This window comes from Micromonospora sp. CNZ303 (genome assembly GCF_004345505.1).
On sequence record NZ_SLVT01000001.1, the window covers coordinates 542981 to 567889 of the forward strand.

23 protein-coding genes are annotated in these 24909 nt (G+C 73.5%); 9 read left to right on the plus strand and 14 right to left on the minus strand.

Features of this window, described 5'->3' with window-relative positions; genetic code table 11:
• Window positions 1-20: 20 nt before the first annotated feature.
• The 5 genes from rocD to EV374_RS02660 form a co-directional block, all read right to left on the minus strand.
• Entirely contained in the window at window positions 21-1235 is a 1215-nt protein-coding gene (rocD, locus tag EV374_RS02640; RefSeq protein WP_192581461.1) for an ornithine--oxo-acid transaminase, read from the minus strand.
• A complete protein-coding gene (ddaH, locus tag EV374_RS02645; RefSeq protein WP_207913845.1) occupies window positions 1232-2047 on the minus strand; it encodes a dimethylargininase in 816 nt (271 codons plus the stop codon). Before ddaH ends, rocD begins: the two co-directional genes overlap by 4 nt.
• 341 nt (window positions 2048-2388) lie before the next feature.
• Window positions 2389-3222 (minus strand): thrombospondin, encoded by an 834-nt coding sequence (locus EV374_RS02650; RefSeq protein ID WP_486485534.1) that lies wholly within the window; start codon window positions 3220-3222, stop codon window positions 2389-2391.
• A 166-nt stretch (window positions 3223-3388) separates the two neighbouring features.
• On the minus strand, window positions 3389-3952 hold the full coding sequence (locus EV374_RS02655) for a hypothetical protein (protein ID WP_132231141.1): 564 nt from the start codon (window positions 3950-3952) through the stop codon (window positions 3389-3391).
• A gap of 313 nt (window positions 3953-4265) precedes the next feature.
• The gene (locus EV374_RS02660) at window positions 4266-6182 is read right to left on the minus strand and encodes a ricin-type beta-trefoil lectin domain protein (RefSeq protein ID WP_132231142.1); all 1917 of its coding nucleotides are present in this window, start codon (window positions 6180-6182) and stop codon (window positions 4266-4268) included.
• Window positions 6183-6436: 254 nt separating this feature from the next.
• Here EV374_RS02660 and EV374_RS02665 point away from each other — a divergent pair, with 254 nt between their 5' ends.
• Window positions 6437-7246 (plus strand): DNA-formamidopyrimidine glycosylase family protein, encoded by an 810-nt coding sequence (locus EV374_RS02665; protein ID WP_132231143.1) that lies wholly within the window; start codon window positions 6437-6439, stop codon window positions 7244-7246.
• Between the two features lie 151 nt (window positions 7247-7397).
• Here EV374_RS02665 and EV374_RS02670 read toward each other — a convergent pair whose 3' ends face one another.
• Window positions 7398-8294: an aminoglycoside phosphotransferase family protein gene (locus EV374_RS02670; RefSeq protein WP_486485535.1), complete on the minus strand. Its 897-nt coding sequence runs from the start codon at window positions 8292-8294 to the stop codon at window positions 7398-7400.
• Between the two features lie 71 nt (window positions 8295-8365).
• Here EV374_RS02670 and EV374_RS02675 point away from each other — a divergent pair, with 71 nt between their 5' ends.
• Window positions 8366-8887 (plus strand): SigE family RNA polymerase sigma factor, encoded by a 522-nt coding sequence (locus tag EV374_RS02675; RefSeq protein WP_132231144.1) that lies wholly within the window; start codon window positions 8366-8368, stop codon window positions 8885-8887.
• On the plus strand, window positions 8884-10143 hold the full coding sequence (locus tag EV374_RS02680) for a hypothetical protein (protein ID WP_132231145.1): 1260 nt from the start codon (window positions 8884-8886) through the stop codon (window positions 10141-10143). Before EV374_RS02675 ends, EV374_RS02680 begins: the two co-directional genes overlap by 4 nt.
• Window positions 10144-10207: 64 nt before the next feature.
• Here EV374_RS02680 and EV374_RS02685 read toward each other — a convergent pair whose 3' ends face one another.
• The 5 genes from EV374_RS02685 to EV374_RS02705 form a co-directional block, all read right to left on the minus strand.
• Entirely contained in the window at window positions 10208-11626 is a 1419-nt protein-coding gene (locus tag EV374_RS02685) for a WGR domain-containing protein (RefSeq protein WP_132231146.1), read from the minus strand.
• Between the two features lie 154 nt (window positions 11627-11780).
• Entirely contained in the window at window positions 11781-13160 is a 1380-nt protein-coding gene (locus EV374_RS02690) for an FAD-dependent oxidoreductase (protein ID WP_132231147.1), read from the minus strand.
• 13 nt (window positions 13161-13173) lie between these two features.
• Entirely contained in the window at window positions 13174-14322 is a 1149-nt protein-coding gene (locus EV374_RS02695; RefSeq protein WP_207913818.1) for a glutamate--cysteine ligase, read from the minus strand.
• Window positions 14323-14470: 148 nt separating this feature from the next.
• A complete protein-coding gene (locus EV374_RS02700; protein WP_132231149.1) occupies window positions 14471-14860 on the minus strand; it encodes a hypothetical protein in 390 nt (129 codons plus the stop codon).
• Window positions 14857-15327, minus strand: coding sequence for a hypothetical protein (locus EV374_RS02705; RefSeq protein ID WP_486485536.1), 471 nt, complete (start codon window positions 15325-15327; stop codon window positions 14857-14859). The genes EV374_RS02700 and EV374_RS02705 overlap by 4 nt, the downstream gene beginning before the upstream one ends.
• Before the next feature lie 317 nt (window positions 15328-15644).
• Between EV374_RS02705 and EV374_RS02710 the strand changes: the two genes are divergently transcribed.
• The 4 genes from EV374_RS02710 (at window position 15645) to EV374_RS02725 (ending at window position 19857) form a co-directional block, all read left to right on the plus strand.
• Complete coding sequence (locus EV374_RS02710; protein ID WP_486485537.1) at window positions 15645-15938, plus strand: DUF6412 domain-containing protein; 294 nt, start codon at window positions 15645-15647, stop codon at window positions 15936-15938.
• A gap of 93 nt (window positions 15939-16031) precedes the next feature.
• Window positions 16032-16781 carry a membrane protein insertase YidC gene (locus EV374_RS02715; protein WP_132231150.1) on the plus strand — a complete coding sequence of 250 codons (750 nt, stop codon included), beginning with the start codon at window positions 16032-16034 and terminating at the stop codon, window positions 16779-16781.
• Window positions 16782-16852: 71 nt separating this feature from the next.
• Window positions 16853-18280, plus strand: coding sequence for a carbohydrate-binding protein (locus tag EV374_RS02720; RefSeq protein ID WP_132231151.1), 1428 nt, complete (start codon window positions 16853-16855; stop codon window positions 18278-18280).
• Window positions 18281-18453: 173 nt separating this feature from the next.
• Window positions 18454-19857 carry a cellulose binding domain-containing protein gene (locus EV374_RS02725; protein WP_132231152.1) on the plus strand — a complete coding sequence of 468 codons (1404 nt, stop codon included), beginning with the start codon at window positions 18454-18456 and terminating at the stop codon, window positions 19855-19857.
• 272 nt (window positions 19858-20129) lie between these two features.
• On the opposite strand, the gene EV374_RS02735 is transcribed toward EV374_RS02725, so the two are convergent.
• From EV374_RS02735 to EV374_RS02745, 3 genes are all read right to left on the minus strand, one after another.
• Complete coding sequence (locus EV374_RS02735; RefSeq protein ID WP_132231153.1) at window positions 20130-20786, minus strand: DedA family protein; 657 nt, start codon at window positions 20784-20786, stop codon at window positions 20130-20132.
• An 86-nt stretch (window positions 20787-20872) separates the two neighbouring features.
• Window positions 20873-21475 carry a DUF1349 domain-containing protein gene (locus EV374_RS02740; protein ID WP_132231154.1) on the minus strand — a complete coding sequence of 201 codons (603 nt, stop codon included), beginning with the start codon at window positions 21473-21475 and terminating at the stop codon, window positions 20873-20875.
• 104 nt (window positions 21476-21579) lie between these two features.
• Entirely contained in the window at window positions 21580-22122 is a 543-nt protein-coding gene (locus tag EV374_RS02745; RefSeq protein ID WP_132231155.1) for a hypothetical protein, read from the minus strand.
• 203 nt (window positions 22123-22325) lie between these two features.
• Here EV374_RS02745 and EV374_RS02750 point away from each other — a divergent pair, with 203 nt between their 5' ends.
• Window positions 22326-23918: a class I SAM-dependent methyltransferase gene (locus tag EV374_RS02750; RefSeq protein WP_132231156.1), complete on the plus strand. Its 1593-nt coding sequence runs from the start codon at window positions 22326-22328 to the stop codon at window positions 23916-23918.
• A 118-nt stretch (window positions 23919-24036) separates the two neighbouring features.
• Window positions 24037-24909 (plus strand): M23 family metallopeptidase (locus tag EV374_RS02755; protein ID WP_132231157.1); only part of this gene is annotated, 873 nt, incomplete at its 3' end.

Genomic DNA, 24909 nt, shown 5'->3' on the forward strand with positions numbered 1-24909 from the left:
CCGCCCGTGTCGTACGGGGCTCAGCCGGCCAGCACCGCGGCGAGCTGGGCGACCGCGTGGTCGATCTCCTCCTCGGTGATCACCAGCGGCGGGGCGAGCCGGATGGTGGCGCCGTGGGTGTCCTTGGCGAGCACCCCGCGCTCGGCGAGCCGCTCGCACGCCTCGCGGCCGCTCATCAGCGCCGGATCGATGTCGAGGCCGGCCCACAGGCCCCGGCCCCGCACCGCGACGAGGCCCCTGCCGACCAGCGACCGGAGGCCGGCGTGCAGCCGGGCGCCCAGCTCGGTCGAGCGGCGCTGGAACTCGCCGGTGGCCAGTAGCCGGACGACCTCGGTCGCGACGGCGCAGGCCAGCGGGTTGCCGCCGAACGTGGAGCCGTGCTGGCCCGGCCTGAGCACGCCGAGCACGTCGGCGTTCGCGGCCACCGCGGAGACCGGCACGATGCCCCCGCCGAGGGCCTTGCCCAGCAGGTACATGTCGGGCGTGACGCCCTCGTGGTCGCAGGCGAAGGTGTCCCCGGTCCGGCCGAGGCCGGACTGGATCTCGTCGGCGATGAAGAGCACGTTCTGCTCGGTGCAGACCCGGCGTACGCCCGGCAGGTAGCCCTCCGGCGGCACGACGACGCCCTGCTCGCCCTGGATCGGCTCGATCAGCACCGCGACGGTGTTCTCGTCGATGGCGGCGGTCAGCGCCGCCAGGTCGCCGTAGGGGACGACCGTGAACCCCGGGGTGTACGGCCCGAAGTCGGCCCGCGCGTCCTCGTCGGTGGAGAAGCTGACGATGGTGGTCGTCCGGCCGTGGAAGTTCCCCTCCGCCACCACGATGTTGGCCTGCCCCGGCGCGACGCCCTTGACCTGGTAGCCCCACTTGCGGGCGACCTTGATGCCGGTCTCCACGGCCTCGGCGCCGGTGTTCATCGGCAGCACGAGGTCCTTGCGGCACAGCTCGGCCAGCTCGCGGCAGAAGTCGGCGAACTGGTCGTGGACGAAGGCCCGGCTGGTGAGCGTCAGCCGGTCGAGCTGCGCGTGCGCGGCGGCGATCAGCGTCGGGTGGCGGTGGCCGAAGTTCAGCGCCGAGTAGCCGGCCAGGCAGTCGAGGTAGCGGCGGCCGTCCACGTCGGTCAGCCAGGAGCCCTCGGCCGACGAGATGACCACCGGCAGCGGGTGGTAGTTGTGCGCGGTCCACCGCTCCGCGTCGCGGATCGCCTCCGGCGTCCGCAGCATGTCGTCGATCACTGGCTCGCCTTTCCCTGACGGAGTCGCAACGTGCAGCACTTCGGTCCGCCGCCGGCCTTGCGCAGCTCGGAGAGGTCGACACCGATCGTCTCGTAGCCCCGGTCGCGTAGCTTCGCGGCCAGGCCGGTGGCCTGCTCCGGCAGCACCACGTGCCGGCCGTCGCTGACCGCGTTCAGCCCGAAGACCTCGGCGTCGGCGAGGGTGGCGTGCACCGCGTCGGGGAAGAGCCGGCGCAGCACCGCCCGGCTGCCCGGCGAGAACGCCTCCGGCAGGTACGCCACCGTCCGTTCGTCGAGCACGGTGAGCGCGGTGTCCAGGTGGTAGAAGCGCGGGTCGACCAGCTGCATGGTCACCACGGGGTAGCCGAAGACCTCCTGGAGCTGCGCGTGCGAGGCGTGCGCGGTGCGGAAGCCGGTGCCGGCCAGCAGGAAGTCGCCGGCCAGCAGGATGTCGCCCTCGCCCTCGTTGACGTGCTTCGGGTCGTGCATCTCGAAGCCGGCGGCCTCGAACCAGGCGCGGTAGGCCGGGGCCTCGTCGGCGCGCTGCGGGTCGCGGAACTGCACGGCCATCGCCTTGCCGTCGATCACCGTGCCGCCGTTGGCGGCGAAGACCATGTCGGGCAGGCCGGGCACCGGAGCGATCTCCTCGACGGTGTGGCCCAGGTCCCGGTAGATCTGGCGCAGCTGCTCCCACTGCCGAACGGCGAGGTCGGCGTCGACCGGCGCGGTCGGGTCCATCCACGGGTTGATGGCGTAGTCGACGGCGAAGTACGTCGGCCGGCACATCAGGAAGCGCTGGCTGGTGGCGTCCATCGTCATTGTCCTGCTCCCAGGGGTCGGGCGCGCCCGGCCACCTTCGGCCCACGGGCTGGCGCCGTTGCTCAACGTTATGCGCCGCCGATGGTGGAATCCACCGCTGGAAGTTGCGCAGGCCGACGGAACGTTGCGTCTGGGGAGCGCTGGACGATGGTTCGTTGCGTATCGAGCCCCGTCCGTGTGCCCGGCCGGAAGGCGGGCCCGGAAAACACTTCGGGGGCGGCGAACCGCCGCCCCCGAAAAAGGGTTGCCCGGCTGGTGAACCACCAGGCTGGTCGGGCGTCGCCGGTGAACCACCGGCGCTGCCGGCGCATCGCCGGCGAGCCGGACAGTGCCCGCTAGAAGCGGTCCACAAACTGTGAGTCAAGCCACTCCCGGAACCGCTGCACCCAGTCCCCGTCGGTGGTCGGCCAGTCGAACTGACCGGTCATCGCCAGCACGCCGAGCACCACCGCGCCGAGGCCCAGCGCGACGCCGAGCAGCGCGTCGGTCTTGCCGGCGATGTGCCGGCGACGGGTGGCCATCAGGCCCAGCACCGCGAGGACCGCGCCGAGGGCGCCGAGGGCGATGCCGTACCCGGCGAGGCTGCCGGTGAGCACGAAGAGCGCCCCGGCCACGCCGACGATCAGCCCCAGCGTGGCGAGGATGCTGGCCCGGGGCTTCGGGCCGGCGACCACCGCCCGCTCCGGCTCGCGGTCGGGAACGCCGTCGCCGTCGCGGTCGACGGGCCGCTCCACGGTGTTCCCGTCGAGCGCGCGGTCCCGGTCGGTCCGGGCGCCCAGCGCCGCGTTCCGGTCCAGATCGGTCGTCCGACCGTCGAGGGTCCGTTCGAGGGCCGGGTCGGGCTCGGTGCTCCGGGGTACGCGTCGGTGGTCGTCGTCGGTGGGCCGGGCCGTGGCCGCCCGGGCGACGGCCGCCCGCTCGGCCGCCCGCCGCTCGGCGGTGCCGTCCCGCCCGGCGCCGTCGGGCGCGGCGCTGCTGCGGTAGGTCGTCTGCTCGCCGTCGCGGTCGGTGACCGCCGGACGGCTGGGCCCGCTGCCGCCGTCCACGTCGGCCCGCGGCGCGCCGTCCCGGCCGGCGGGAGCGTCACGGCCGTCGACGCGGCCGTCGAGGTTCTCGTCCCGTGTCGGCGCCTCTTCCGACCTGCGGGACAGCGAGGGAATCTTCACCACACACACCTCCTCGTGAATGCGTGGTGGCCGATGCAACGACTGCCGCCCACGCGGTACGCCTCTGCAATACCCAGGCGGTCGTTCCGCGACACCCGGGCGCGTGCGGCGGTGGGCCGGGTCGGTGCGGAGGACGTTCCGGTCCACTCGTGCAGCCGGGCGCGGCGTCCTACCGCTGCCACGTGTCGAGGGCGCGGACGGCGGTGCGGGCGAAGTCGTCCATGAGGTCCGGGCTGCCGCTGGTGCCCTCCCAGCCCTGGTCGTGGAGCACCGTCGTGACGTCGTCGACACGGATCACGGCGATCTGGCTGACTGCGTCGCCGCCGGTGCGGTTGCCCTGGAGGTCCGTCTGCGGCCAGGTCTGGGTCACGAGCAGGGCCTCGTCGCCGAGGCCGGGCAGCGGGCGGGTCCGGACCTCGACGGTGGCCCCCGACCGGCGGAAGGACTGGCACGAGTCGAGCGAGCCGCGCAGCCGCCGCAGGTAGTCCGAGGCGCCCTCGCCCTCGAAGGTGAAGATGGTCTGCGTGACCGTGCCGTACGGCACGTTCTCGGGCGGGTCCTCGATCTGCTTGTAGATGTTCAGCATCGAGGCGCTCGCGGTCACCGCCCGACCGCCGGTGCCGAACTCCTCGCCGCACAGCTTGGGTAGGGCGTTCGCGACGGGCGTCGTCGTCCGGGGCGACTTCCGATGCTCCGGCGGCAGTTCGAGGAAGGCCGAGGTGGGAATGGTCACCGGCGCCTTCCCGCTGGGCGAGGGCGGCGGAGCCGTGGTGGTGGGCGTCGACACGGTCGCCGAAGGGGTGGGTGCCGTGCTCTGACCCTGATCGTCGGCCGGGGCGGTGCAGCCACCGCCGAGGCCGATGGCACCGAGCAACGACACACCGAGGGCGGTGGATCGCCGCAGTCTGGTGGCGGGGCGCCGGGGGGTGCGGTGATCCATCGTGGTGCCTCCCTGTGTCGGCCTGTCCCGACCTCTTCCCGGCAGCGGGTCGACCGAAACGGGGGGCCGCCCGGCAGCCGGGCGGCCCCCGCCGGGGCGAGGCGTGTCAGGCGGGCACCGTCCACTTCTGGTTCGCGCCGCCGGTGCACGTCCAGATCTGGGTCGGCGTCGCGTTGGCCGAGCTGTTGTCCACCACGTCCAGGCACTTGTTCGCGCTGGCGCTGACCATGTCGCGGGCCGCCGTCGCGGTCCACCGCTGGTTCGCCGCGCCGGTGCAGGTCCACAACTGGGTCCGGGTGCCGTCGGCGGTGGCGTTGTCCCGGACGTCCAGGCACTTGCCCAGCGCCCGTACGGTGCCGTCGCCGCCGAGCGTCCACTGCTGTGCGGCGCTGCCGTTGCAGTCGTACAGCTGGACTGCGGTGCCGTCGGCGCTGTTGGCCCCCGCGACGTCGAGGCACTTGCCGGCCAAGCCGACGACCGGGCCGGTCCGGCCGCCGCCGGACTGGCTGCCCGACCAGGTGAAGGTGGCCGTGGTCCGGGCCGGCAGGGAGTACGTGAAGGACTGCCCGCCCCAGACGACCTTGACCGACTGGGCGCCGGTGCCGCCGTTGTGCGCGATGAGCGCCTTGGAACCGTCGGGGTTCACGTACGCCACGTTCTGCACCGTGCCGTTGGCGGTCGAGTCGATCCGGTACGCGCCGGGCTTGACGAACTTCGTCAGGTGTCCGGTGGTGTAGTACTCGACGGTGTAGTCGACCTGGCCTGCGCGGGGGCCGCCCTCCTGCACGGTGACCAGGCCGGTGCAGACGTCGCAGCCGCCGTTGTGCGGGCCCATGTTCTGGTTGAGCGCGATGCTCCACTTGACCAGGCTGCTGCTGTGGTTGCGGGCGTAGGTGACGATGTCCGCCAGGTCCTCGTTGTGCTGGTTGCCGATCCAGGTGCCGCCCGAGTGCTCGGTGCTGAACTGGCGCACCGACGGGTACTGGTTGCGCACCTGGGTGCCCACGGCCGGGTCACCGAAGTAGCCGTGCCAGGCGATGCCGCCGAAGAGCGGTTCGTTGCGGATGCCCGCGTCGGCCAGCAGCACCGCGCCGAAGTTGGGGTGGTCGCCGTAGTTCCAGTCGTGCACGAGCACCTTGGTGCTCAGGCCGGCGGCGCGCAGCGCGGGATAGAGGTGGTTCTTGGTGAACTCCACCAGTCCCGGCCCGTTCCAGCTCATGCCCGGGTAGTTCATCGCGGTCGGGTTGGCGGCCTGGCAGCAGTTCGGCTCGTTCTGCACCGACAGGTAGTTCACCGCAATGCCGGCGGCCTGGTAGGTCTGCACGTACTTCACCAGGTACTGGGCGTACATCGGGTAGTACTCCCACTTGAGCCAGCCCATCTGGTCCATCCGGCCGTTGTCCTTCATCCAGCCGGGGGCGCTCCACGGCACCCCCTTCACCCGCAGCACCGGGTTGAGCGACCGGGCCTGGGCGGTGAGCAGCCGGACGTTGGTGTCGTAGCCGTTGGCGTAGAAGTCGTTGAGGTCGCAGCAGGTGTCGTCGAGGGAGACGTTGCCGGGGCGGGAGAGGTCCGAGGCGCCGATCGGGTTGCGGACGAAGGAGAGCCCGATGCCGTCGGTCGGGGAAAAGAGCTTGCGCATGACGGTGTCGCGGGTGGCCGCGCTGATCGGCCCGCCCCGGAAGAGGTACGCCGTGGTGTCCGTGATGGACGCGCCGCCGCCCTCGAACTGCTGGTAGCGGGTGTTCTCGTTGACGGTGACGGTGTGCGTCGCGCCGCCGCTGGAGGCGGCGAAGGCGATCGGGGCCTGCTGCTGGAGGCCCCGGCTCACCTGGCGGCCACCCGGGTCCGTGGTGGTGGTCAGCCAGACGTTCACGGGCTCGTTGGCGGCGGACGCCGGCGCCGTCAGCGTGACCGTGGCGGCGGCCACGGCGGTGACGAGCGCGAGCAGGCCGGCGGACGCGAGTCGGCGCCAGGGCCGTCGGCGGGAGCCCGGCGGTGCGGGGGCGGGGGTGATGGGCATCGGCGTGTCATCCTCTCGCGCGGCGGACGTGACGACGGGCCTTCGGCACGAACCAGCCGAGAACGGGCGCGACGATGTCACGGATTGCCCCGACCTGTCCCGACACCCGTGAAGACAGTCAATATTCCTTCGTAATAGAAGTCAATGAATTCCTTCGCGCTCCCGTCCGGCCCCGCCGGCCGACCGGGCGGGGCGCGAGCACCCGCAGCACGCCTCGGTCGGCGGCCCGCGAGCCGCACGTATCCTTGGCACCCGTGCCAGAGGGACACACCATCCACCGCCTGGCGGCGCGGCACGCTGAGCTGTTCGCCGGGGACAAGCTGCACGCCGCCAGCCCGCAGGGCCGCTTCGCCGAGGGCGCGGCCCGCCTATCCGGCACCGTCCTGGAGGCCACCGAGGCGTACGGCAAGCACCTGCTGCACCACCACGCGGGCGAGCTGACCCTGCACGTGCACCTCGGGCTCTACGGGAAGTTCGCCGACGGCGCCGGGGAGCCACCGGAGCCGGTCGGCCAGGTGCGGCTGCGGCTGACCAGCGACCGGCACTGGCTCGACCTGCGCGGCCCCACCGCCTGCGAGCTACTCACCCCGCCCGAGGTGGCGGCGCTGCGGGCCCGGCTCGGCCCCGACCCGCTGCGCGCCGACGCGGACCCCGAGCGGGCGTACGCCCGGATCTCCCGCAGCCCCACGCCGCTGGCCGCGCTGCTGCTCGACCAGTCGGTGGTGGCCGGCACCGGGCTGATCTTCGTCACCGAGGCGCTGTTCCGGGCCGGGCTGCCGCCGACGCTGCCCGGCCGGCGGCTGACCCGTGCAGGCTGGGACGCGCTCTGGGCCGACCTGGTGGCGCTGATGCGGCTCGCCGTCGGACGAGGCCGCATCGACACCGTCCGCGACGCGCACCTGCCCGAGGCGATGGGCCGGCCCGCCCGCGTCGACCGGCACGGCGGCGAGGTGTACGTCTACCGCCGCCCCGGCGACCCCTGCCACGTCTGCACCACGCCGGTCAGCCGGGGCGAACTGGCCGGCCGCAACCTCTACTGGTGCCCCACCTGCCAGCGGAGCTGACCGCTCCGCCTTTGACGCCATCCCTCCGGCGCCTCTGTCGAGCTGCCCCGTCCGTGCGGGCAGCTCGACAGGAGCGTATGACCGTGGCCGCGCCATGGCCGGGGGTCCGACCGAGGATGGCAGGGACCGGCATCGCCGGGCTCGTTCAGGTTCAGGCCCCGTCGAGCAGCCAGCGGACCACCTCGACCTGGTTGGGGAAGACCTTCCCCTCGCCGATGCTCCAGGCCAGCGTCTGCCCGAACGTCCAGCCCCACACCCGCTCCCGGTCCAACCCCAGCTCCGCGCTGAGCCGGTCCAGCCGGTGCCGGACGGCGTCCGGCGAGTGCCCCAGCTCCGCGCCCCGCACCAGCGGCACCACCCCGAACTCGCGCTCGCCGGTCAGCGGCTTCGGGTCGATGACCAGCCATGGCTCCCGGGTCGCCCGCAGCACGTTGCCGGCGTGCAGGTCCTGGTTGACCAGCACCTGCTCGCCCTGGCTGTCGGCCAGCTCGGCCAGCAGCCCGAGCGCCGTGTCGATCAGCCGCCGCTCGTAGGGCCGGCCGGCCCGCTCCCAGTTGGCCGGCAACCGTTCCGCCCAGCCGGCTGCCTCCTCGGCGAGCGGGGTGAACGGCGCACCGGCCGGACGCCAGACCCGGGGCAGCAACTCCACCGCTGCGTCCAGCGCCGCGTCGGCGGGCAACTCGTGCAGCGGCGTGCCGGGTACGCACCGCTCGACCAGCAACGCCCGCCGCTGCGGGTCGTGCGCGAGCAGCCGGATCGCCCCCACGCCGGCCAGGTGGTCGAGCGCCGTCGCCTCGTGGACGCTGTCGGGGTCCGGGTACTGGAGCTTCAGCACCGCCGGCGTGCCGTCGGGCAGCTCGGCCGGCAGGGCCAGCGACACGAAGGCGTACGGGTAGGGGCGTCCCACCCGCAGTTGCCAGCGTTCGACGCACGCGGCCAGCCGGGCCGGCAGCACCGCCCGCCAGGCCCGGCCCGCCTCGACCTCCTCGGTCCAGCGCAGCCCTTCGGGGATATCCAGGTCCACGGCCATCCGGTCATCCTCGGACACGCCGGCAGGCCACGTACAACCGATTCCGTTCCGGGGCCGTCTGGAACAGCGAATCCCACGGAGGTGGCCGGATGCCAGACGCATCGGACCAGGAATACATCGAGTACGTCACCGCGCGCCTGCCGGCGCTGCGCCGGCTCGCGTACGCGCTCTGCGGCGACGCCGACCAGGCCGACGACCTGGTACAGGAGACCGCGACCCGGCTCTACCGGCGCTGGTCACGAATCGGGGAGGTCGAGCAGCTCGACGCTTACGTCCGCATGGTGCTGGTCCGGCTCTTCCTGGACACCCGACGGCGTGGATGGTGGCGGGTGCACCTGTTCGGCGGTCCGCCCGATATCAGATCCACCGAGGACCGGGGTGCCGAGGAGCGGGCCGTGCTGCGCGAGGCGCTGGCCAAGGTGCCACCCCGCCAGCGGGCCGTGCTGGTGCTGCGGTTCGTGCACGACCTGCCGGTCGAGGAGGTGGCCCGGACGCTGGGCTGCGCGGCCGGCACGGTGAAGAGCCAGACCTCACACGGGCTGGCGGCGATGCGACGACTACTCGGCGGCCGGGAACTGGCCGGTCGGGCCGGAGGGGAGCGGAGATCATGACGATGGATGAGGAGAGTGTCACCAACCTGCTGCGTCGACTCGACGACGAGCCCGCAGGGCCGCCCAGGATCGACCTGCCGGGGGCGATCCGCGAGGCGCGCCGGCGTCGGCGCAACCGTCGGGCGGCGGTGGCCGGCGCAGCCGCGCTCGGCGTGCTGGCGGCGGCCGCCCTGCCGGTCGCCCTCCGCGGAGGCGACGCAGCGGCACCCGCGCCGGCGGGAGTGAGCGTCAGCCCCGTGCCCCACACCCCGAAGCCGTCGCTGCCCGGCCTGTGGGAGGGGAAGTGCGAGGCCGCGCTGCTGCCGGCGCCGGACGGCGCTGCGCTGACCGAGGTCACCGCCGGTGACCCGGACGGCCGGTGGCTGGTCGGCCGTCAGAGCCTGGGCCCGAAGCACTACCGCCTGCTGGTCTGGGACGGGGATCAGGTCCGGGAGGTCGGGTTCGAGGATTCTGTGAGCGATGCGCAGCTGAACGACGTCAACCGGGCCGGCCTGGCGGTGGGCGCGGCCCTCGTTCCGCACGCCGGGCGGAAGCCATGGGTGATACGCGACGGCCAGGTCAGCCAGCTGCCGGGGATCAGCTCCGGGGCGGCGAGAGCGGTCAACGACGCCGGCCGGATCGTCGGCTACCGGACCGACGGAAACGGGCCCGGCGGCATGCCGAGGTGGCGGCCGGTGGCCTGGGACTCGTACGAAAGTCGGGCGGTCGACCTCCCGCTGCCCGGCCCGCAGTGGGAGGGAACGGCCGTCGGTATCGACGAGGACGGCACCATCCTGGCCACTATGACCAACGGAGACCTGCACCAGCCTCCGCGCGCCGTCGTGTGGCGGCCAGGCGCGACCCGGCCGGAGGTGCTGCCGCTGCCCCGGGTGCCTGGCGGGGCCGCCTTCCAGTTCCTGCCCGTCTCGCTGGCCGGGGGCTGGGTGACCGGGAGCGCCGGCCGGAAGACGAAGCCGGGAGAGCCGGGCACCTCGACGATGTACAAGGTGCGCATCGATCTGCGGACCGGGCAGTCGGAGGTGCTGTCGGCCGACGTGGCCATCCGAGTCACGAACGCATGGGGTTGGAGTGCCGGCGTGCTGTCATCCGGGGTTCCCGCCGTGGTCACCGACACGAAGTCGGTGACACTGCCCGGGCTGGACGGTAAGACCGGTGCGGGGGGCTGGGTGCGGAGCCTCAGCGATGACGGGCGTGTGGTCGGCGGGCAGCTCTACGTGAACAAGAGGGGTCGGGCGGTGCGCTGGACCTGCCGCTGACGGGCCGTTGGCCCCGCGTCGACCGGTCCGGGGGCGGTCCCGCACCGCCCCCGGACCGGAGCTGTCAGCGGAGGCGGCGGATGTCGCCGTGGGCGCGGTAGAAGCCGCCCCGGCCGGACTCGCGGACCTGGGTGACCAGGTAGCGCGCGCCCGGCTCGCGAATGCCCTTCGGGAACTGCACGGACCAGTCCCGGTGGTAGCCGGGGGAGACCACGTGCACCCGCAGCCGGCCCCGGTCCTCGACGCACTGCACGACCACGCCGCCGTCGACGTCGCTGGTCACCTCGACCGTCGTCCAGGCCGCCGGCTCCGGCATCCGGGGCGGCGCCTTGACGTCGACCACCTCCGGCACGCTGCCGGCCTCCGCCGCCCGGATCGCCGGCTCGCTGGCGTCGATGCAGGCCAGGTGGCCGCTGGTGGTGACGACGTAGAGCCGATCTTCGTGGTACTGCATCGAGTAGGCCGAGCCGCAGCCGGTGCCGAGCTTCCACAGCCGGTTGCCGGCCGCGTCGAAGCAGTAGATCGAGGACTGGCTGTCGCCGGCGAAGACGAACCGGCCGCCCTCGGCCGTGGCGCAGGAGAAGACCGGGGCGTCGCAGCGGTAGGTGCGCTCGGCGCGGCCGTCCTTGGCCAGCCGCACCACCTCCCGGGTGCCGGTGCCCGCGAAGACCGCGTCGCGCTCCTGCCAACCGAAGAGCACCGATCCGGTACGGGTGTGCCACCGCTCCTGGCCCGTCCGCCAGTCGTAGCTGGTCACCCCCTGGGAGTGGCCATGGTAGAGCGCGTCGGCGTCGCAGCGCACCATCCACGCCGACCGGCCGCGACCCTGCCGGCGCCAGAGGAACTCGTCCTCGTGGTCGACGGCGACGATGCCACCGCCCGCGTCGGAGACGCCCAGCACCCCGTCGTGGATGTCCAGCCAGTAGATGTCGATCTCCGGCGCGATCTCGTAGGCCACCCGGGGCACCTTGCCGGACAGGTCGTAGACGTTGCCGTCGTCGCAGCCCGCGTAGATCCAGGCGTCGTCGGCGACGATGCACTTCACCCCGTCGGGGAGGCGGACCTGGTCGAGCACCCGGGCGTCGTGGCCGAGCGTGGTGATGACCCCGCGCTCGTTGCCGACCATGCAGCTCTGCCCGTCGACGAAGATGCCGAAGGCGGGGGCGCCGGAGTCGTAACGCCACAGCACCGGGGCGGTGCGGGCGGTCGAGCGGGTGCTGACGATCTGCCGCCGGGAGACGGCGCGCTTCTGCCGCACGCCGCGCACGGCCGGGGCGTACCCCTTGCGGACCTTCTCGCCGATCTTCTTCGCCGCCGCCGCGCGGGCCTTGGCGTTGTCGGCGTAGGCCGTGGTCTTGACCTGGCCCTGGTCGCCGATCCGGCCGTAGCGGACGGTCAGCGCGGCGTCGTCGACGACGACCTCGTAGAACTTGTGCGCACCATCCGCTTCGGACAGTTCGAGATAGGTCGTCTCCTGCGACATGGGGGTGCCTCCGAGGGGGTCAGCGACCGGCCCGACGTGACCGGTGGGGCGCGAGCGGGCACACGCTAACCCCCACCCCCGACAGCCGCACGCAAGGAAGGGCCCCTTCCCGTCGCGTACGCGATAGGAAGGGGCCCTTACTCACACCTGACGCTCAGCGGCCGACGGCGGCCAGGGCGTCGACGGCCTTGCGAGCGGCGATCAGCACCGGGTCCCAGACCGGGGCGTACGGCGGGGCGTAGCCCAGGTCGAGCGCGGTCATGTCGTCCACCGTCATGCCGTTCCACAGCGCCACCGCGAGGGTGTCGATCCGCTTGGCCGCCTCGGACCAGCCCACGATCTGCGCCCCGAGCAACCGCCCGCTGGGCTTCTCCGCGATCAGCTTCACCGTCATCGGCCGGGCGCCCGGGTAGTAGCCGGCGCGGTTGGTCGACTCGGCGATCACCGAGACGAACTCGAACCCCGCCGCCGCGGCGTCCTTCTCGCGCAGCCCGGTGCGCCCGACCTCCAGCTCGCAGACCTTGGTGACGGCGGTGCCGATCACCCCGGCGAAGGTGGCGTACCCGCCGCCGATGTTGATGCCGGCGACCCGGCCCTGCTTGTTGGCGTGGGTGCCCAGCGGCACGTGCACGGGCAGCCCGGTGACCCGGTGCACGGTCTCCACGCAGTCGCCGGCGGCCCACACGTCCGGCACCCCCTGCACCCGCATCCGACGGTCGACCCGGATTCCGCCGGTGACGCCCAGGGGCAGCCCGGCCGCCTCCGCGAGCGCGGTGTTGGGGCGTACGCCCAGGCCGAGGACGACCACGTCGGCGGGGATGGGCCCCTCGGCGGTGACCACCGCGGACACCCGGCCGTCGGTCTCCTCCAGGCCGGTCACCCCGAGGCCGGTACGGATGGTGACGCCGATGCCCCGCATCGCGTCCGTCACCAGCTCGGCCATGTCCGGGTCCACGGTGGCCATCGGCTGCTCGGCCTGCTCGACCAGGGTGACGGCGAGCCCGCGCTGGATCAGCGCCTCGGCCATCTCCACGCCGATGTAGCCGCCGCCGATCACCACCGCCCGGCGCGGCCGGGACTCGGCGTCCAGCCAGTCGCGCAGCGCGGCGCCGTCGTCGAGGGTCTGCATCCCGAAGACCCCGCCGGCGTCGGTGTCCGCCCAGCCGGGCTTCTTGGGCACCGCCCCGGTGGCGTACATCAGGGTGTCGAAACGCTCCCGGACCTCGCCGCCGCCGTCGAGGTCCCGGGCGGTGACCTCGCGCCGGTCGAGGTCGATGGCGGTCACCTCGTGCCGGAGCCGGACGTCGATGTCGAACTTCTCCCGGAACGTCTCCGGGTCGCGGGCGATCAACTGGTCCCGTTCGGGCACCAGCCCGCTGATCCAGTACGGGATGCCGCACGCCGAGTACGACGTGAAGTGCCCCCGCTCGAAGGCGACGATCTCCAGGTCGCCGCGGTCCCGCCGGCGTCGCGCCTGCGACGCCGCCGCCATTCCCGCGGCGTCCCCACCGATGACGATCAGCCGTTGCGCCACGTTCACCATCCTGTCACGAGCGGCCCGCGCCACGGGTCTGCCGCGCGACGTCCTCCACCACGTCCACGAGCCTGCCGGTACGCGCGAAGACGGCGCGCTGCCGGGCCGCCCCGGTGCCGTGCCGGCGCAGCCCCGCGACGAGCCCGGTCACCTCGTCGAGGTCGCCGTGCCGTGCCAGCGCCGGGCGCAGCCGCTCGATCAGCTGGTCGAACAGCTCCCAGGCCGGCCGCAGCTCGCCGTCGGTCAGGTCGACGCCGTCCCCCTCCAACCCGTCGTGGGCCGCCCGCCAGTGCGCGGCGACCAGCAGGTGGTGGTCGGTACGCAGGGCCGGCCGCCCGGCGGCGATGTCGTCCCTCGCGGTCGCCACCATGGCCCGGACCAGCGCGGCGACGAGCACCGCGTCGTCCACCGACGGGCAGACGTCGCCGATGCGGATCTCCACCGTCGGGTACTTGGCCGACAGGCGGGCGTACCAGTAGAGCATCCCCTCGTCGAGCATCACGCCGCTGGCGATGAGCTGCCGGATCAGCCGTTCGTAGTGCTCGTGGGACTCCAGGTACGGGGTGGGCGCCACCGACGGCCAGCGCTCCCACTCCACCGACCGCCAGCTCGCGTACCCGGTGTCCTCGCCCCTGGCGAAGGGGGAGTTGGTGGTGACCGCTTGCAGCACCGGCAGCCAGGGCCGGACGTGGTTGAGCACCTGCGCGCCGGTCTCCGGGTCGGGCACCCCGACGTGCACGTGCATGCCGTTGTTGCCGGGGCCGGGGACCAGCAGGCGGAACCGCTCGATCATCCGGTCGAAGCGGGGCTTGTCGACCACCGGGGGCACCGGACCGTCGACCGGACCGGTGCCGATGGCGAGCAGCCGTACGCCGGCCCGCTCGGCCGCGTCGGCGAGCGCGGCCCGCAGCACGCCGAGGGAGTGCCGGATCGAGGAGAGTTCCAGGCCGGGCGGGCTGCCGATCTCGATCTGGCTGGTCTGGAACTCCCGCTCCACCTGGCCGCGCAGCTCGGGCGGCACCTGCTCCATGACGAGGTCGACAGCGGGCACCGCAGCCCCGGTGTGCGGGTCCACGAGCAGGAACTCCTCCTCGACACCCACCGTGAGCAGGTCGGTCCCCTCGGCCGTACCGCTCGGAGCCTCCGCCACCTGGCCGGTCATCGTCACCACCGTCCGTTCACGCCCGGCAGCGGTCCGTCCGCGCGGGGTCGGTCAGTGGTTACCCACCGTGCGGAGGCGGAGAAACGCGGGCCCGGCGTGTCGCCCGCCGCGCGCGGGCGAGGGGATCACGCCGCGCGCCACCCGCGGGTCATCGTGGCCCGCGGTCCTCGCCGTCGCGCACCAGGGCGCGGATGCGGCGCAGCGTGGCGTCCGGGGCCAGGATGGCCTCCCGCCACCGGTCCAGGGTCCGGCGCAGGTCCCAGACCGTCGCCCGCAGCTGCCGTTCCTGCTCGCGGGCCGAGTCGAGCTGCGCCCGGGAGAGCAGCGCGGCCTCCTCCAGCTCGGCGACCCGGGTGCGCAGCGGCTGCACCAGCGTGAGGGCGGCGTCGGTGAGGGTGTCGGCGGCGTCCGCCTTGAACTTGCCCCGCTGCACGATGACGGTGGCGATGACGGCGAGGCCGCCGGTCCCCCCGAGCACGCCGAGGACCGAGAGCAGGACCTGTACCCAGTGCGGGGCGGCCGGCGCCGAGGTGTTCATAGCCCACCCCTGGCGGAGAAGGTGCCGCCGATGTCCACCCCGGCCAACTGGGTGGCCTGGCCGGCCAGGGTCAACCGGCGCAGGTCGAGCGCGATCTGGACGGCGCGCCATCCGGAGCCGACGGCCACCGCGACGACGAACGACATCGCCGCGACCCCCTGCGCGCCGGCGACCACCGCCAGGGCGACGGCGTACATGCCGGTGATCGTGCCCAGCACGAGCACCGAGGCGAGTTCGATCCCGAGGCCGGTGGAGAGCCGGCCCGGCCAGAGCACGCCCAGCAGCCCGGCGACGCCGGCCACGATGAGGCCCGACTCCCATCCCGCCTGGATGGGCCCCGGCATGGCCATCTCCACCGACTGCGGCCGGACGTCGAGGACGATCAGGAGGACCCCGCACACGGGGGCGGTCGCCATGATGGCGATCTCGAAGGGCTGGTGCCTGGAGCGGATTCGGTTGTAGGGCACGGCAGCTCCTCAGAATGGCCCGTCACCTCGTCGAGGCGGCCCGTCGGCCGGGGCGGGCGCCCGGTGCCGACGGTGTGCCGGGAGGACCCGCTCCCACCGCCCGGGCCGGCGCGGAATGCCCGACGACGCGGAGGCACACCGGCGACCGAAAAGGACGACACGACGTCGTCGGCTGTCGACGCACCCCAAGTCGTACCACTTCCGCCACGCCTCCGTCCACCCCGGACCTGTCGTATAACCGCAGGTCAGAGCAGGTGCGGAGGGCTCTTTGCGCGAACGGGCCGGGTGGCGTGACAGCGGGTCCTAGGCTGGTCGGCGTGCCGGGGCTGCTGGGGATCGTGCTGGGGACGTGGGCGTACGCCCTCGCCCACCTGACCCTGCTCGCCGACCGCCCGGCCGGGTTGCTCGCCGGGGCCGCGCTCGCCGCGGTGGCGCTGCTCGCCGTCGCGCTCGCGGCGCACGCGGCCGGTGTCGTCGACACGCCCCGGGCCGGCCGCGCCGCCGCCCTGCGCGCCCGGGCCCGCCGCCGCCGGGTGCCGCGGCAGGTCGACCCCGACGCCGCCGGGCGTCCGCGTCCCCGCGCGCCCGGGCCGCTCCCCTCGGCCGCGTAGCACCGCCGCGCGGCCGATTCCGCCGCCATCCGCCCGTCCGGCGACCCGCCTTCCCGTCGGACCGGCACCCGGAATCGGACCGAGGGGTCACCCATGCTCGCCTTCGCACCTCTGCACCACGCCGTCGGCGCCGCCGGCCGCGCGCTCACCTGGTTCACCACCCTGCTGGAACCGTTGGCCGGCGACGCGGCCACGGCCGCCGCCATCGTCGCCCTCACCGTCGTCGTCCGGTTGCTGATCTCGCCTCTCACCCTCATGCAGGTCCGCGGGGAGCGGCGCCGCGCGGCGCTCGCCCCCGAGGTCCGCGAGCTTCAGCGGCGGTACGCGGACGACCCCACCCGGTTGCAGGGCGAACTGTTCGCGCTCTACCGGGCCAACGGCGCCAGCCCGGTGGCCGGCTGCCTGCCGCTGCTGCTCCAGGCCCCGTTCCTGCTGGTGATGTACCGGCTCTTCACCACCGCCGAGGGCGGCACCGGGCTGCTGGCCGAGCGCCTGGCCGGTGTGCCGCTGGGCCACCACCTCGGCGACGGGCTGGTCGGCGGCGCGCTGCCGCTGTTCGGCGCCCTGCTGGCGGCCCTGCTCGTGCTCGCCTGGTGGACGTCGCGGCGGATGCGGCGCGCGGCGGCGGCGACGGGAACGGTGGCCGGTACGCCGACCGAGGGGCCCGGCGCGGCGGTGCTCGGCCGGCTGCTGCCGCTGCTGCCGTACACGACGGTGCTGGTGGCGCTGGTGCTGCCGCTGGCCGCGGTGATCTACCTGGTCACCACCACCGCCTGGTCGGCGGCGGAGCAGGCGGTGCTGCGCCGCCCGCGGCCCGAGCCGGCTCGCATCGATGGGCGTTGACATCTGCGGAGCCGCCACGTACAACTCCTGAGAGAGCGCTCTCTCGCCCGTTCCCGCAGAGAGGCACGTCCATGACACCTGCCCCGGCGGCGCCCGCCGCCCTGCCCCCGCGACGCCGGCTGACCCTGGCGTTGACCCTTCTCACCGCCGCCGCGACCGCACTGGTCGGCACGACCGTGACCGCGAACGCCGCCGTCCCGGCGCCCGCGCCCGGCTGGAGCCTGGTGTGGAGCGACGACTTCACCGGTGCGGCCGGCACACTGCCGTCCGCCGGCAACTGGATCATCGACACCGGCACCAGCTATCCCGGCGGCCCGCCGAACTGGGGCACCGGGGAGATCCAGACGTACACCAACAGCACCGCCAACGTCAGTCACGACGGCGGCGGCAACCTGCGGATCACCCCGCTGCGCGACGGCTCGGGCCGCTGGACCTCGGCCCGGATCGAGACCGTGCGCAGCAACTTCAAGCCGCCGTCCGGCGGCGTGCTGGCCATCGAGGGCCGCATCCAGATGCCCAACGTCACCGGGGCCCAGGCGTCCGGCTACTGGCCGGCGTTCTGGGCGCTCGGCTCGCCGTACCGGGGCAACTACCAGAACTGGCCGGGCATCGGCGAGTTCGACGTGATGGAGAACGTCAACGGCCTCAACTCGGTCTGGGGCGTACTGCACTGCGGCGTGGCCCCCGGCGGGCCGTGCGACGAGTTCAACGGCATCGGCGCGTCCCGGGCCTGCCCCGGCAGCACCTGCCAGTCGGCCTTCCACACCTACCGGTTCGAGTGGGACGCCTCGGCCAGCCCGCAGCAGCTGCGCTGGTACGTCGACGGCCAGCTCTACCACTCGGTCAGCCAGTCCCGGGTCGGCGAGCCGTACTGGTCGCAGATGACCAGCCACGCCGGCTACTTCCTGCTGCTCAACGTGGCGATGGGCGGGGCCTTCCCGAACGGGGTGGCCGGTGGCGCCACGCCGACCGCCGCCACCGTCCCCGGCCGTCCCATGCTTGTCGACTACGTGGCGGTGTACAGCCGGGGTGGCGGCACCACGCCCCCGCCCACGACCCCGCCGCCGCCGACGACGCCGCCGCCCGGTGGGGTGCGCGACGCGTACGCGACGATCCAGGCGGAGTCGTTCAACGCGCAGAACGGGGTGCTCGTCGAGGCGTGCGCCGAGGGCGGGCAGAACATCGGCGCGCTGCGCAACGGCGACTGGGTGCGGTTCGACAACGTCGAGTTCGGGGCCACCCCGCCACGCGACTTCGTCGCCCGCGTCGCCTCCGGCGCGGCGGGCGGGGTCAGCGGCCTGGTGGAGGTCCGGCTGGACAGCCCGACCGGCCCGACGATCGGCAGCTTCGCGATCGGGAACACCGGTGGCTGGCAGAGCTGGCGCTCGGTTCCCGGCAACGTCGCCGGCCCGACCGGCCGCCGGACGGTCTACCTGACCTTCAGCAGCGGGCAGCCCGCCGACTTCGTCAACGTCAACTGGTTCACCTTCCGCCGCTGAGCCTGCTCGGCCCGCTGGGGCTGGCTGAGCCCGCTGAGCCCGCTGAGTCCCGTGGAGCCCCCGGCCGTCGCCGGGGGCTCCCGTCGGCCTGCTCTGGACAGAAACAGTTAACACTCCTAATAATGGGCGTCAATGTCGATGCCGATGGATGGCGTCCGGGTGTGGAGGGTGTCGTGAAAAGACCTAGAACTCTGGTGTTCTCGCTGGTCACAGCCGTGGTGGCGGCGCTCGGCGCGGTGTGGGTGGCGATGCCCGCGTTCGCCGCCGGGGTGACTGCCAGCTTCGTCAAGACGTCCGACTGGGGATCGGGCTGGGAGGGGAAGTACACGATCACGAACGGCGGCGGGTCCACGGTCGACGGCTGGACCGTCGCCTTCGACCTGCCGGCCGGCACCACTCTCGGCAGCTACTGGGACGCGCTGCTGACCTCGTCGGGCCAGCGGCACACCTTCACCAACCGGTCCTGGAACGGTCGCCTCGCCCCTGGCGCCTCGGTCTCGTTCGGCTTCCTCGGTGCCGGGCCGGGCTCGCCCGCCAACTGCCAGCTCAACGGCACGGCGTGCGGCGGCGGCACCAGCCCTACCACCGCGCCGCCCACCACCGCGCCGCCGACGACCGCACCCCCGACCACCCCGCCTCCGACCACGCCGCCCCCGACGAGCCCGCCGCCGAACACCGGCCTGCCGAAGCACATCCTCACCGGGTACTGGCACAACTTCGACAACCCGGCCGTCGAGCTGCGGCTGCGTGACGTGCCGGCCGAGTACGACGTCGTCGCGGTCGCCTTCGCCGATGCCACCGCCACCCCCGGCGCGGTCGCCTTCGCGATCGACCCCGGTCTGTCCACCGCCCTCGGCGGCTACACCGACGCCGACTTCTCCGCCGACGTGCGGACCCTCCAGTCCCGGGGCAAGAAGGTGATCATCTCCGTCGGCGGCGAGACCGGCCGGGTGGCGGTCAACGACGCCGCCTCCGCCGCCGCGTTCAGCGACAGCGTCCACGCGCTGATCAAGCGGTACGGCTTCGACGGCGTCGACATCGACCTGGAGAACGGGCTCAACCCGACCTACATGGCCCAGGCGCTGCGCTCACTGCGAGCCAAGGTGGGCGCCGGACTGATCATCGCGATGGCCCCGCAGACCATCGACATGCAATCCCCGGCCAGCAGCTACTTCAAGCTGGCGCTCGACATTAAGGACATCCTCACCGTCGTCAACACCCAGTTCTACAACTCGGGGGCGATGCTGGGCTGCGACCGCAACGCCGCGTACGCCCAGGGGACGGTGAACTTCATCGTCGCGCTGACCTGCATCCAGCTGGAGGCCGGGCTCCGCCCGGACCAGGTCGGCCTCGGCCTGCCGGCCGGTCCCGGGGCGGCCGGTGGCGGCATCGTCGCGCCCAGCGTGGTCAACGCGGCGCTGGACTGCCTGGCCCGGGGCACCAACTGCGGCAGCTTCCGCCCGCCGCGCACCTACCCGGGCATCCGCGGCGCGATGACCTGGTCGGTCAACTGGGACGTGAGCAACGGCAACACCTTCGCCCGCACGGTGGCCCCCCACCTGGACACCCTCCCCTGACCCTTCCGCCCCTGCCCCTTTCCTGCCCCTCCTGACCCCGCCGCTCCCACCCCCGCCCCGCCGCTCCTGCCTCTCCCGCCCCCGTCCCTCCTGCCCTGGCCCTTCCCTGCCCGCCCCGCGTCAACGGCCCAACAGGTCGATCATGCAGTTGTGGTGGTCCACAAAAGCCGCGTATGTGGTCATCTCTGGCACCACAACTGCATGATCGGCGGGGCGGGGCGGGGCGGGGCGCGGCGGGGCGGGGCGCGGCGGGGCGCGGGAGTCAGGGGGAGTCAGGGGGTGGCGTCGGCGTGGGTGCGGCGGCGGCGGGTCTTCTTGATCACCCACCAGGCGATCATCACGACGAAGACGGCGATGATGCCGTAGTCGAACCACTTGCTGTACTGCTCGATCTGCTGCCAGCGGGAGCCGAGCGCGTAGCCCAGGCCGACGAAGAGTGCGTTCCAGATGCCGCTGCCCAGCGTGGTGAACACGATGAACTCCGGCAGCGGCATCCGGTTGGCTCCGGCGGGGATGGAGATCAGGCTGCGGACCACCGGCATCATCCGGCCGAAGAGGACCGCCCACCGGCCGTGTCGCTCGAACCAGCGGTCGGCCTTCTCCAGGTCGTCCAGGTCGACCAGGGGCAACCGGTCGAGCCAGCGCTTGAGCCGGTCCTCGCCGGCAGCCGCGCCCAGCCAGTAGAGGACGAGTGCCCCGCCCAGGGAGCCGGCGGTGGCGGCGAGCCCCACCAGGACGACGTTGAACCGTCCCTCGCTGGCCAGGTAGCCGGCCATCGCCAGCACGATCTCGCTCGGGATCGGCGGGATGATGCTCTCCAGGGCGACCAGCAGGGCGACGCCGACGGCGCCGGCGGCGTCGATCACCCCCGCCACCCATCCGGTCAGGCCGCCGAGTTCGGTCGGGTCGACGTTCTCGGCGAGTGCCATCGCGATCCTTTCGGCCGGGTCCGATCAGAGACATCTACCCTGCGGCCCGGCCGCCACACCTGCCCGTGAGTCGGGCCACCCTGGGCTCATCCCTCCGGGTGCAGCGCCGCGTCGGCCAGTCCGCGCCGCCAGCCGGTGAACCGGACCCGCAGGCCCGCCCGGGTGGGGGAGCAGCAGTACGGCCCGGCCGTCGCCACCGCGTCGGGGGCCAGCGGTGCGAGCCGGACCAGCCGCCACGGCTCGTCGTCGGCGCGGGCCCGTACGGTGAGCGCGTCCCCGTCGCGGCTGACCCGGACGGTCACCTCCCGCCCGGCCCACCTCGGCACGGGGGCGACCGACCAGTCGGAGACGTCCCGGGTCACCACGGCGCCCACCTGCGGCTCGCCGTCGCTGACCTCCACCCCGGCCTTGATCCAGTTCCGGTCGTCCACCCGCACCAGCACGCCGGCCTGGTCGAACTGCTCGCCGTAGTCGAGCACGAAGGCCACCTCCATCGCCTCGCCGGCGGGCAGCGGCGCGAGCAGCGCCGGGGCGTCGTCGTGGACGAAGCCGTACGAGGTGTGCCGCCACAGGTCGCTGCCCTCGGCCGGCTGCACGAGCAACTCGCCCGGCGGCCCGTTCTCGACCCGCACCGGCTCGTTCCACCACTCACCCTCGGCCCAGTCGACCGGTCGCTCCGCGTCACCCATGCCGGCGACCGTACCGCCGTGGCCCGCCCGGACGCCGGCACGGGCCCGGTCACGTCGGGTGGTTGCCGGCCCGGGCGACCGCCCGGTGTCGCGTGGCGGTGCCGTCAGCCGGCGTCACACACGTCCCGGAGGTGCTGGGCGTCGCGGTCCGTCCTGGCCTGCACCACCTCGTAGTCGCTCGCGACCATGCCCGACAGGATGAAGCGCAGCTCGGAGAAGTCCTGCGACAGTGCCACCGTGGCCTGGTGGACGCCGCCCTCGGCCTGGAGGCTCGCGCCCATCATGCCCTGGTACGCGGTCGTGGCGGCGGCCTGCCGGCTCTGCCTGGTCGAACCCGCGGTCCGGTAGAACCGGTCGACGACGGCGAGCGCCTCTTCACAGCCAGCGGGTTGCAGCGGCGCCAACGACGGCAGCCGACCCGGGGCGGGCGGCCGTGGCGTCCTGGTGACGGGGTGCTCCTTCGTGGCGTCCGCCGTGGGCGTGGTCGTCTGGTCCGGCGGGGTCCGGTCGGGCCTGGCCTGGGCGGGCGTGGTCGGGTCCGGCCCCGCTCCGGCTCCCGGGGCCGGCGGCGGCACGGAGGGCTCCCGTGGCAGCACGTACGTGAGCAGGGTGAGCACGGTGGCCACCACACCGGCGATCGCGCCCACCGCGGCCCAGTCCGGGCTGCGCGACGCGGAGCCGGCTCCGGACGGGCTGCGCCCAGATCGTTGACTGCTGATGTCTCCACAGTAGCGGCGGGTCGCTCCGACGGCGGTCCCCGTTCTCCGCCCGGGGGCTCCCGGCCCGCGGCCGGGTCGATGCCACCCACCCTGCCGCGCGCCGCGCGCGGGGCATCGGCTAGGAACGTGCCATGCCCCGCTACCTGCTCTTTCCCGGCCGCCACCACCTGTTGACCCGCTTCCAGGCCGGGTACCTCCGCCAGCTCGCGGCGCAGGGCGACGGCCCCCTCGCCGACGGTGACGGCGTGACCGGGAGCCAGGACGCGGGCGGCGCGACCGGGAGCGAGGACGCGGGCGGCGCGACCGTGGTGTGGGCCGTCACCTCGGCCAATCACGAGAACACCCGGCGCAACCCGGTCCCGTACCACCGGCGGGAGGCGGCGATCGAACGGTTCAGCGTGCTCGCCGGGCTCCGGTCGGTGGTGGTGCCGGTGTTCGACACCGTACCGACCGACAGGTTCGCCGAGGTCACCCTGAAGACCGTCGCGGCGTCCACCGGGTTGGAGCTGACCCCGGCGGACACGGTGGTCGCCTGCTCGACGCCGGAGGTCGTCGCGATGTACGAACGGCTCGGTTTCCGGATCGCCGGGGTGGAGGCCGACGTCGAGCCGACACCGGTCCGGCCGTGGGACGTCCTGCTGCGGCTGGCCGACGACGACCCGTCGTGGCGGGACCTCACCCACCCGGCCACCGTCGACGTGTACCGCCGCTACCGGCTCGACGACCTGGTCCGCTCGGTCGTGAACGACCCGGTGGTCGGCGACGAGGGCGGACTGACCACCACCCGCGACTACCGGACGTACGCCGAGGCGTTCAGCGACGCCGCGCAGCGCAAGTGGGACGCGGTGCGCGAGCACGTGCGACCGGGGCGGATCGTCGACGTCGGCTGCGGCGCGGGCGCCGTCCTGGAACTGGCCGACCGGGAGCCGGCCCTGCGGGAGAGCGACCTGATCGGCGTCGAGGTGGCCCGGCACCTGTTCGAGGAGTGCGTCCACAAGAAGGCGCAGGGCGTCTTCGCCAACCCGAACGTCTTCTTCTACCGGCGCAACGTGCTCGGCGGGGCGGTGTTCGCGCCGCGCTCGGTGGACACCACGATGACCTTCGCGCTGACCCACGAGATCTGGTCGTACGGCGAGCGGATGGCCTCGCTGCGCCGGTTCGTGCAGGCCCTCTACGACCACACCGTGCCCGGCGGGGTGTGGATCAACAGCGACGTGTGCGGGCCGGACGGCCGGGACCGGACGGTGCACCTGCGCCTGGCCACGACGGACGGCGTGAACCCGTCAGCGCCGCGTGCCGACCTGGCGGCGTTGCCGCCCGGTGAGGTGACGGCGTACGTCGACGCGCTGTCGACCCGGGCCCGGCTGGACCAGTTCGCGGTCGACTACCGGTTCCCGTTCGCGTACCGCCCGGTGGGCGGGGCGGACGGCGTGGTCGAGCTGACCCTCGGCGCGGCGATGGACTTCCTCACCCGCAAGGACTACACCGACAACTGGCTGTCGGAGACGCAGGAACAGTTCTGCGGCCTGGAGTACGCCGACTGGAAGTCGCTGCTCGCCGACGTCGGGTTCGAGATCGACCCCGCGAGCGCGACGTCCCGCAACGACTGGATCGTCACCAACCGCCTCGCCCCGGTGGCCGCCCTGAGCACCCCGGCCGGTGAGCCGCTGGACTGGCCCGTCACCCACGTGCGCCTGATCGCCCGCCGCCCGGTCAACACCTGACGGCTCCGGCCCGAACGTCCCCGCCGTCGCGGCACGGGCGCGGGGAGGACGTCGGCGACCGCCTCGTCTATCTTGTCTCCGCAGTTGTATCGATGCCGATGAGATCGCGAGGCATGGCGTGGGCAAGGAGACAGCGGGTAGGCGGCTGCGGGCGCTGACGGTGGCCGCGGCGGTCCTGTGCGGACTTGCGGTCGTGCCGGCGCAGCCGGCGGCCGCGCAGACCGGGGCCATGATCCAGCCGGTGGGCGGGCGGGTCACGGGGGTGTTGTCGAACAGGTGCGGCACCACCGACAGCGACCACTACGGGGTGGACGTCGCGGGGAACGCCGGGATGGCGATCGGGGCCGCCTATCCGGGCACGGTCGCGTTCGCCGGCTGGACCTCCGGCGGGGGCAACTCGGTGACGCTCTCGCACGCCGGCGGCTACCAGACCCGCTACCTGCACATGGTGCAGCCGGCCTCGGTCGCGCCCGGGCAGCAGGTCGGGCAGGGGCAGGTGCTCGGGTACGTCGGCAGCACCGGCAACTCGACCGGCCCGCACCTGCACTTCGAGATCCGCCGCAACGGCGCGGTTTACAACATCGCCCCGGCGTACGCCTGCGGCGCCACGGTGACCAAGGGCGCGCCGATCAACCTTCCGTTCCCGGACCTGACGCCGGCCGGGGCCGCTCCCGACCGGTTCGCGTTCGTGAACTCGGCGGGGGTGTTGTACGCGAAGGACGGCGCGTACTCGTCGTGGCAGGCGGTGAACTCGGGTGGGGCGACGAGGGTGGTGCTGTCCGGTAACCGGATCGGTTGGGTGCAGGGCGGCAACTTCTATGTCAAGGAGGGTGTCTACGGGCAGTGGTTGACGCTGGCCGGGGGCGGGCAGGTGCGGGACATCGCGGTCAGTGGTGACCGGTTCGCGTTCGTGAACTCGGCGGGGGTGTTGTACGCGAAGGACGGCGCGTACTCGTCGTGGCAGGCGGTGAACTCGGGTGGGGCGACGAGG

Bases quoted from the DNA above. Each gene is read 5' to 3' on its own strand.
- EV374_RS02740 (WP_132231154.1), bottom strand. From the start codon at position 21,475: ATGGGTGACGCGGAGCGACCGGTCGACTGGGCCGAGGGTGAGTGGTGG.
- EV374_RS02695 (WP_207913818.1), bottom strand. From the start codon at position 14,322: ATGACCGGCCAGGTGGCGGAGGCTCCGAGCGGTACGGCCGAGGGGACC.
- ddaH (WP_207913845.1), bottom strand. From the start codon at position 2,047: ATGGACGCCACCAGCCAGCGCTTCCTGATGTGCCGGCCGACGTACTTC.
- EV374_RS02700 (WP_132231149.1), bottom strand. From the start codon at position 14,860: ATGAACACCTCGGCGCCGGCCGCCCCGCACTGGGTACAGGTCCTGCTC.
- EV374_RS02720 (WP_132231151.1), top strand. From the start codon at position 16,853: ATGACACCTGCCCCGGCGGCGCCCGCCGCCCTGCCCCCGCGACGCCGG.
- EV374_RS02735 (WP_132231153.1), bottom strand. From the start codon at position 20,786: ATGGCACTCGCCGAGAACGTCGACCCGACCGAACTCGGCGGCCTGACC.
- EV374_RS02660 (WP_132231142.1), bottom strand. From the start codon at position 6,182: ATGCCCATCACCCCCGCCCCCGCACCGCCGGGCTCCCGCCGACGGCCC.
- EV374_RS02685 (WP_132231146.1), bottom strand. From the start codon at position 11,626: ATGTCGCAGGAGACGACCTATCTCGAACTGTCCGAAGCGGATGGTGCG.
- EV374_RS02750 (WP_132231156.1), top strand. From the start codon at position 22,326: ATGCCCCGCTACCTGCTCTTTCCCGGCCGCCACCACCTGTTGACCCGC.
- EV374_RS02675 (WP_132231144.1), top strand. From the start codon at position 8,366: ATGCCAGACGCATCGGACCAGGAATACATCGAGTACGTCACCGCGCGC.
- EV374_RS02680 (WP_132231145.1), top strand. From the start codon at position 8,884: ATGACGATGGATGAGGAGAGTGTCACCAACCTGCTGCGTCGACTCGAC.
- EV374_RS02715 (WP_132231150.1), top strand. From the start codon at position 16,032: ATGCTCGCCTTCGCACCTCTGCACCACGCCGTCGGCGCCGCCGGCCGC.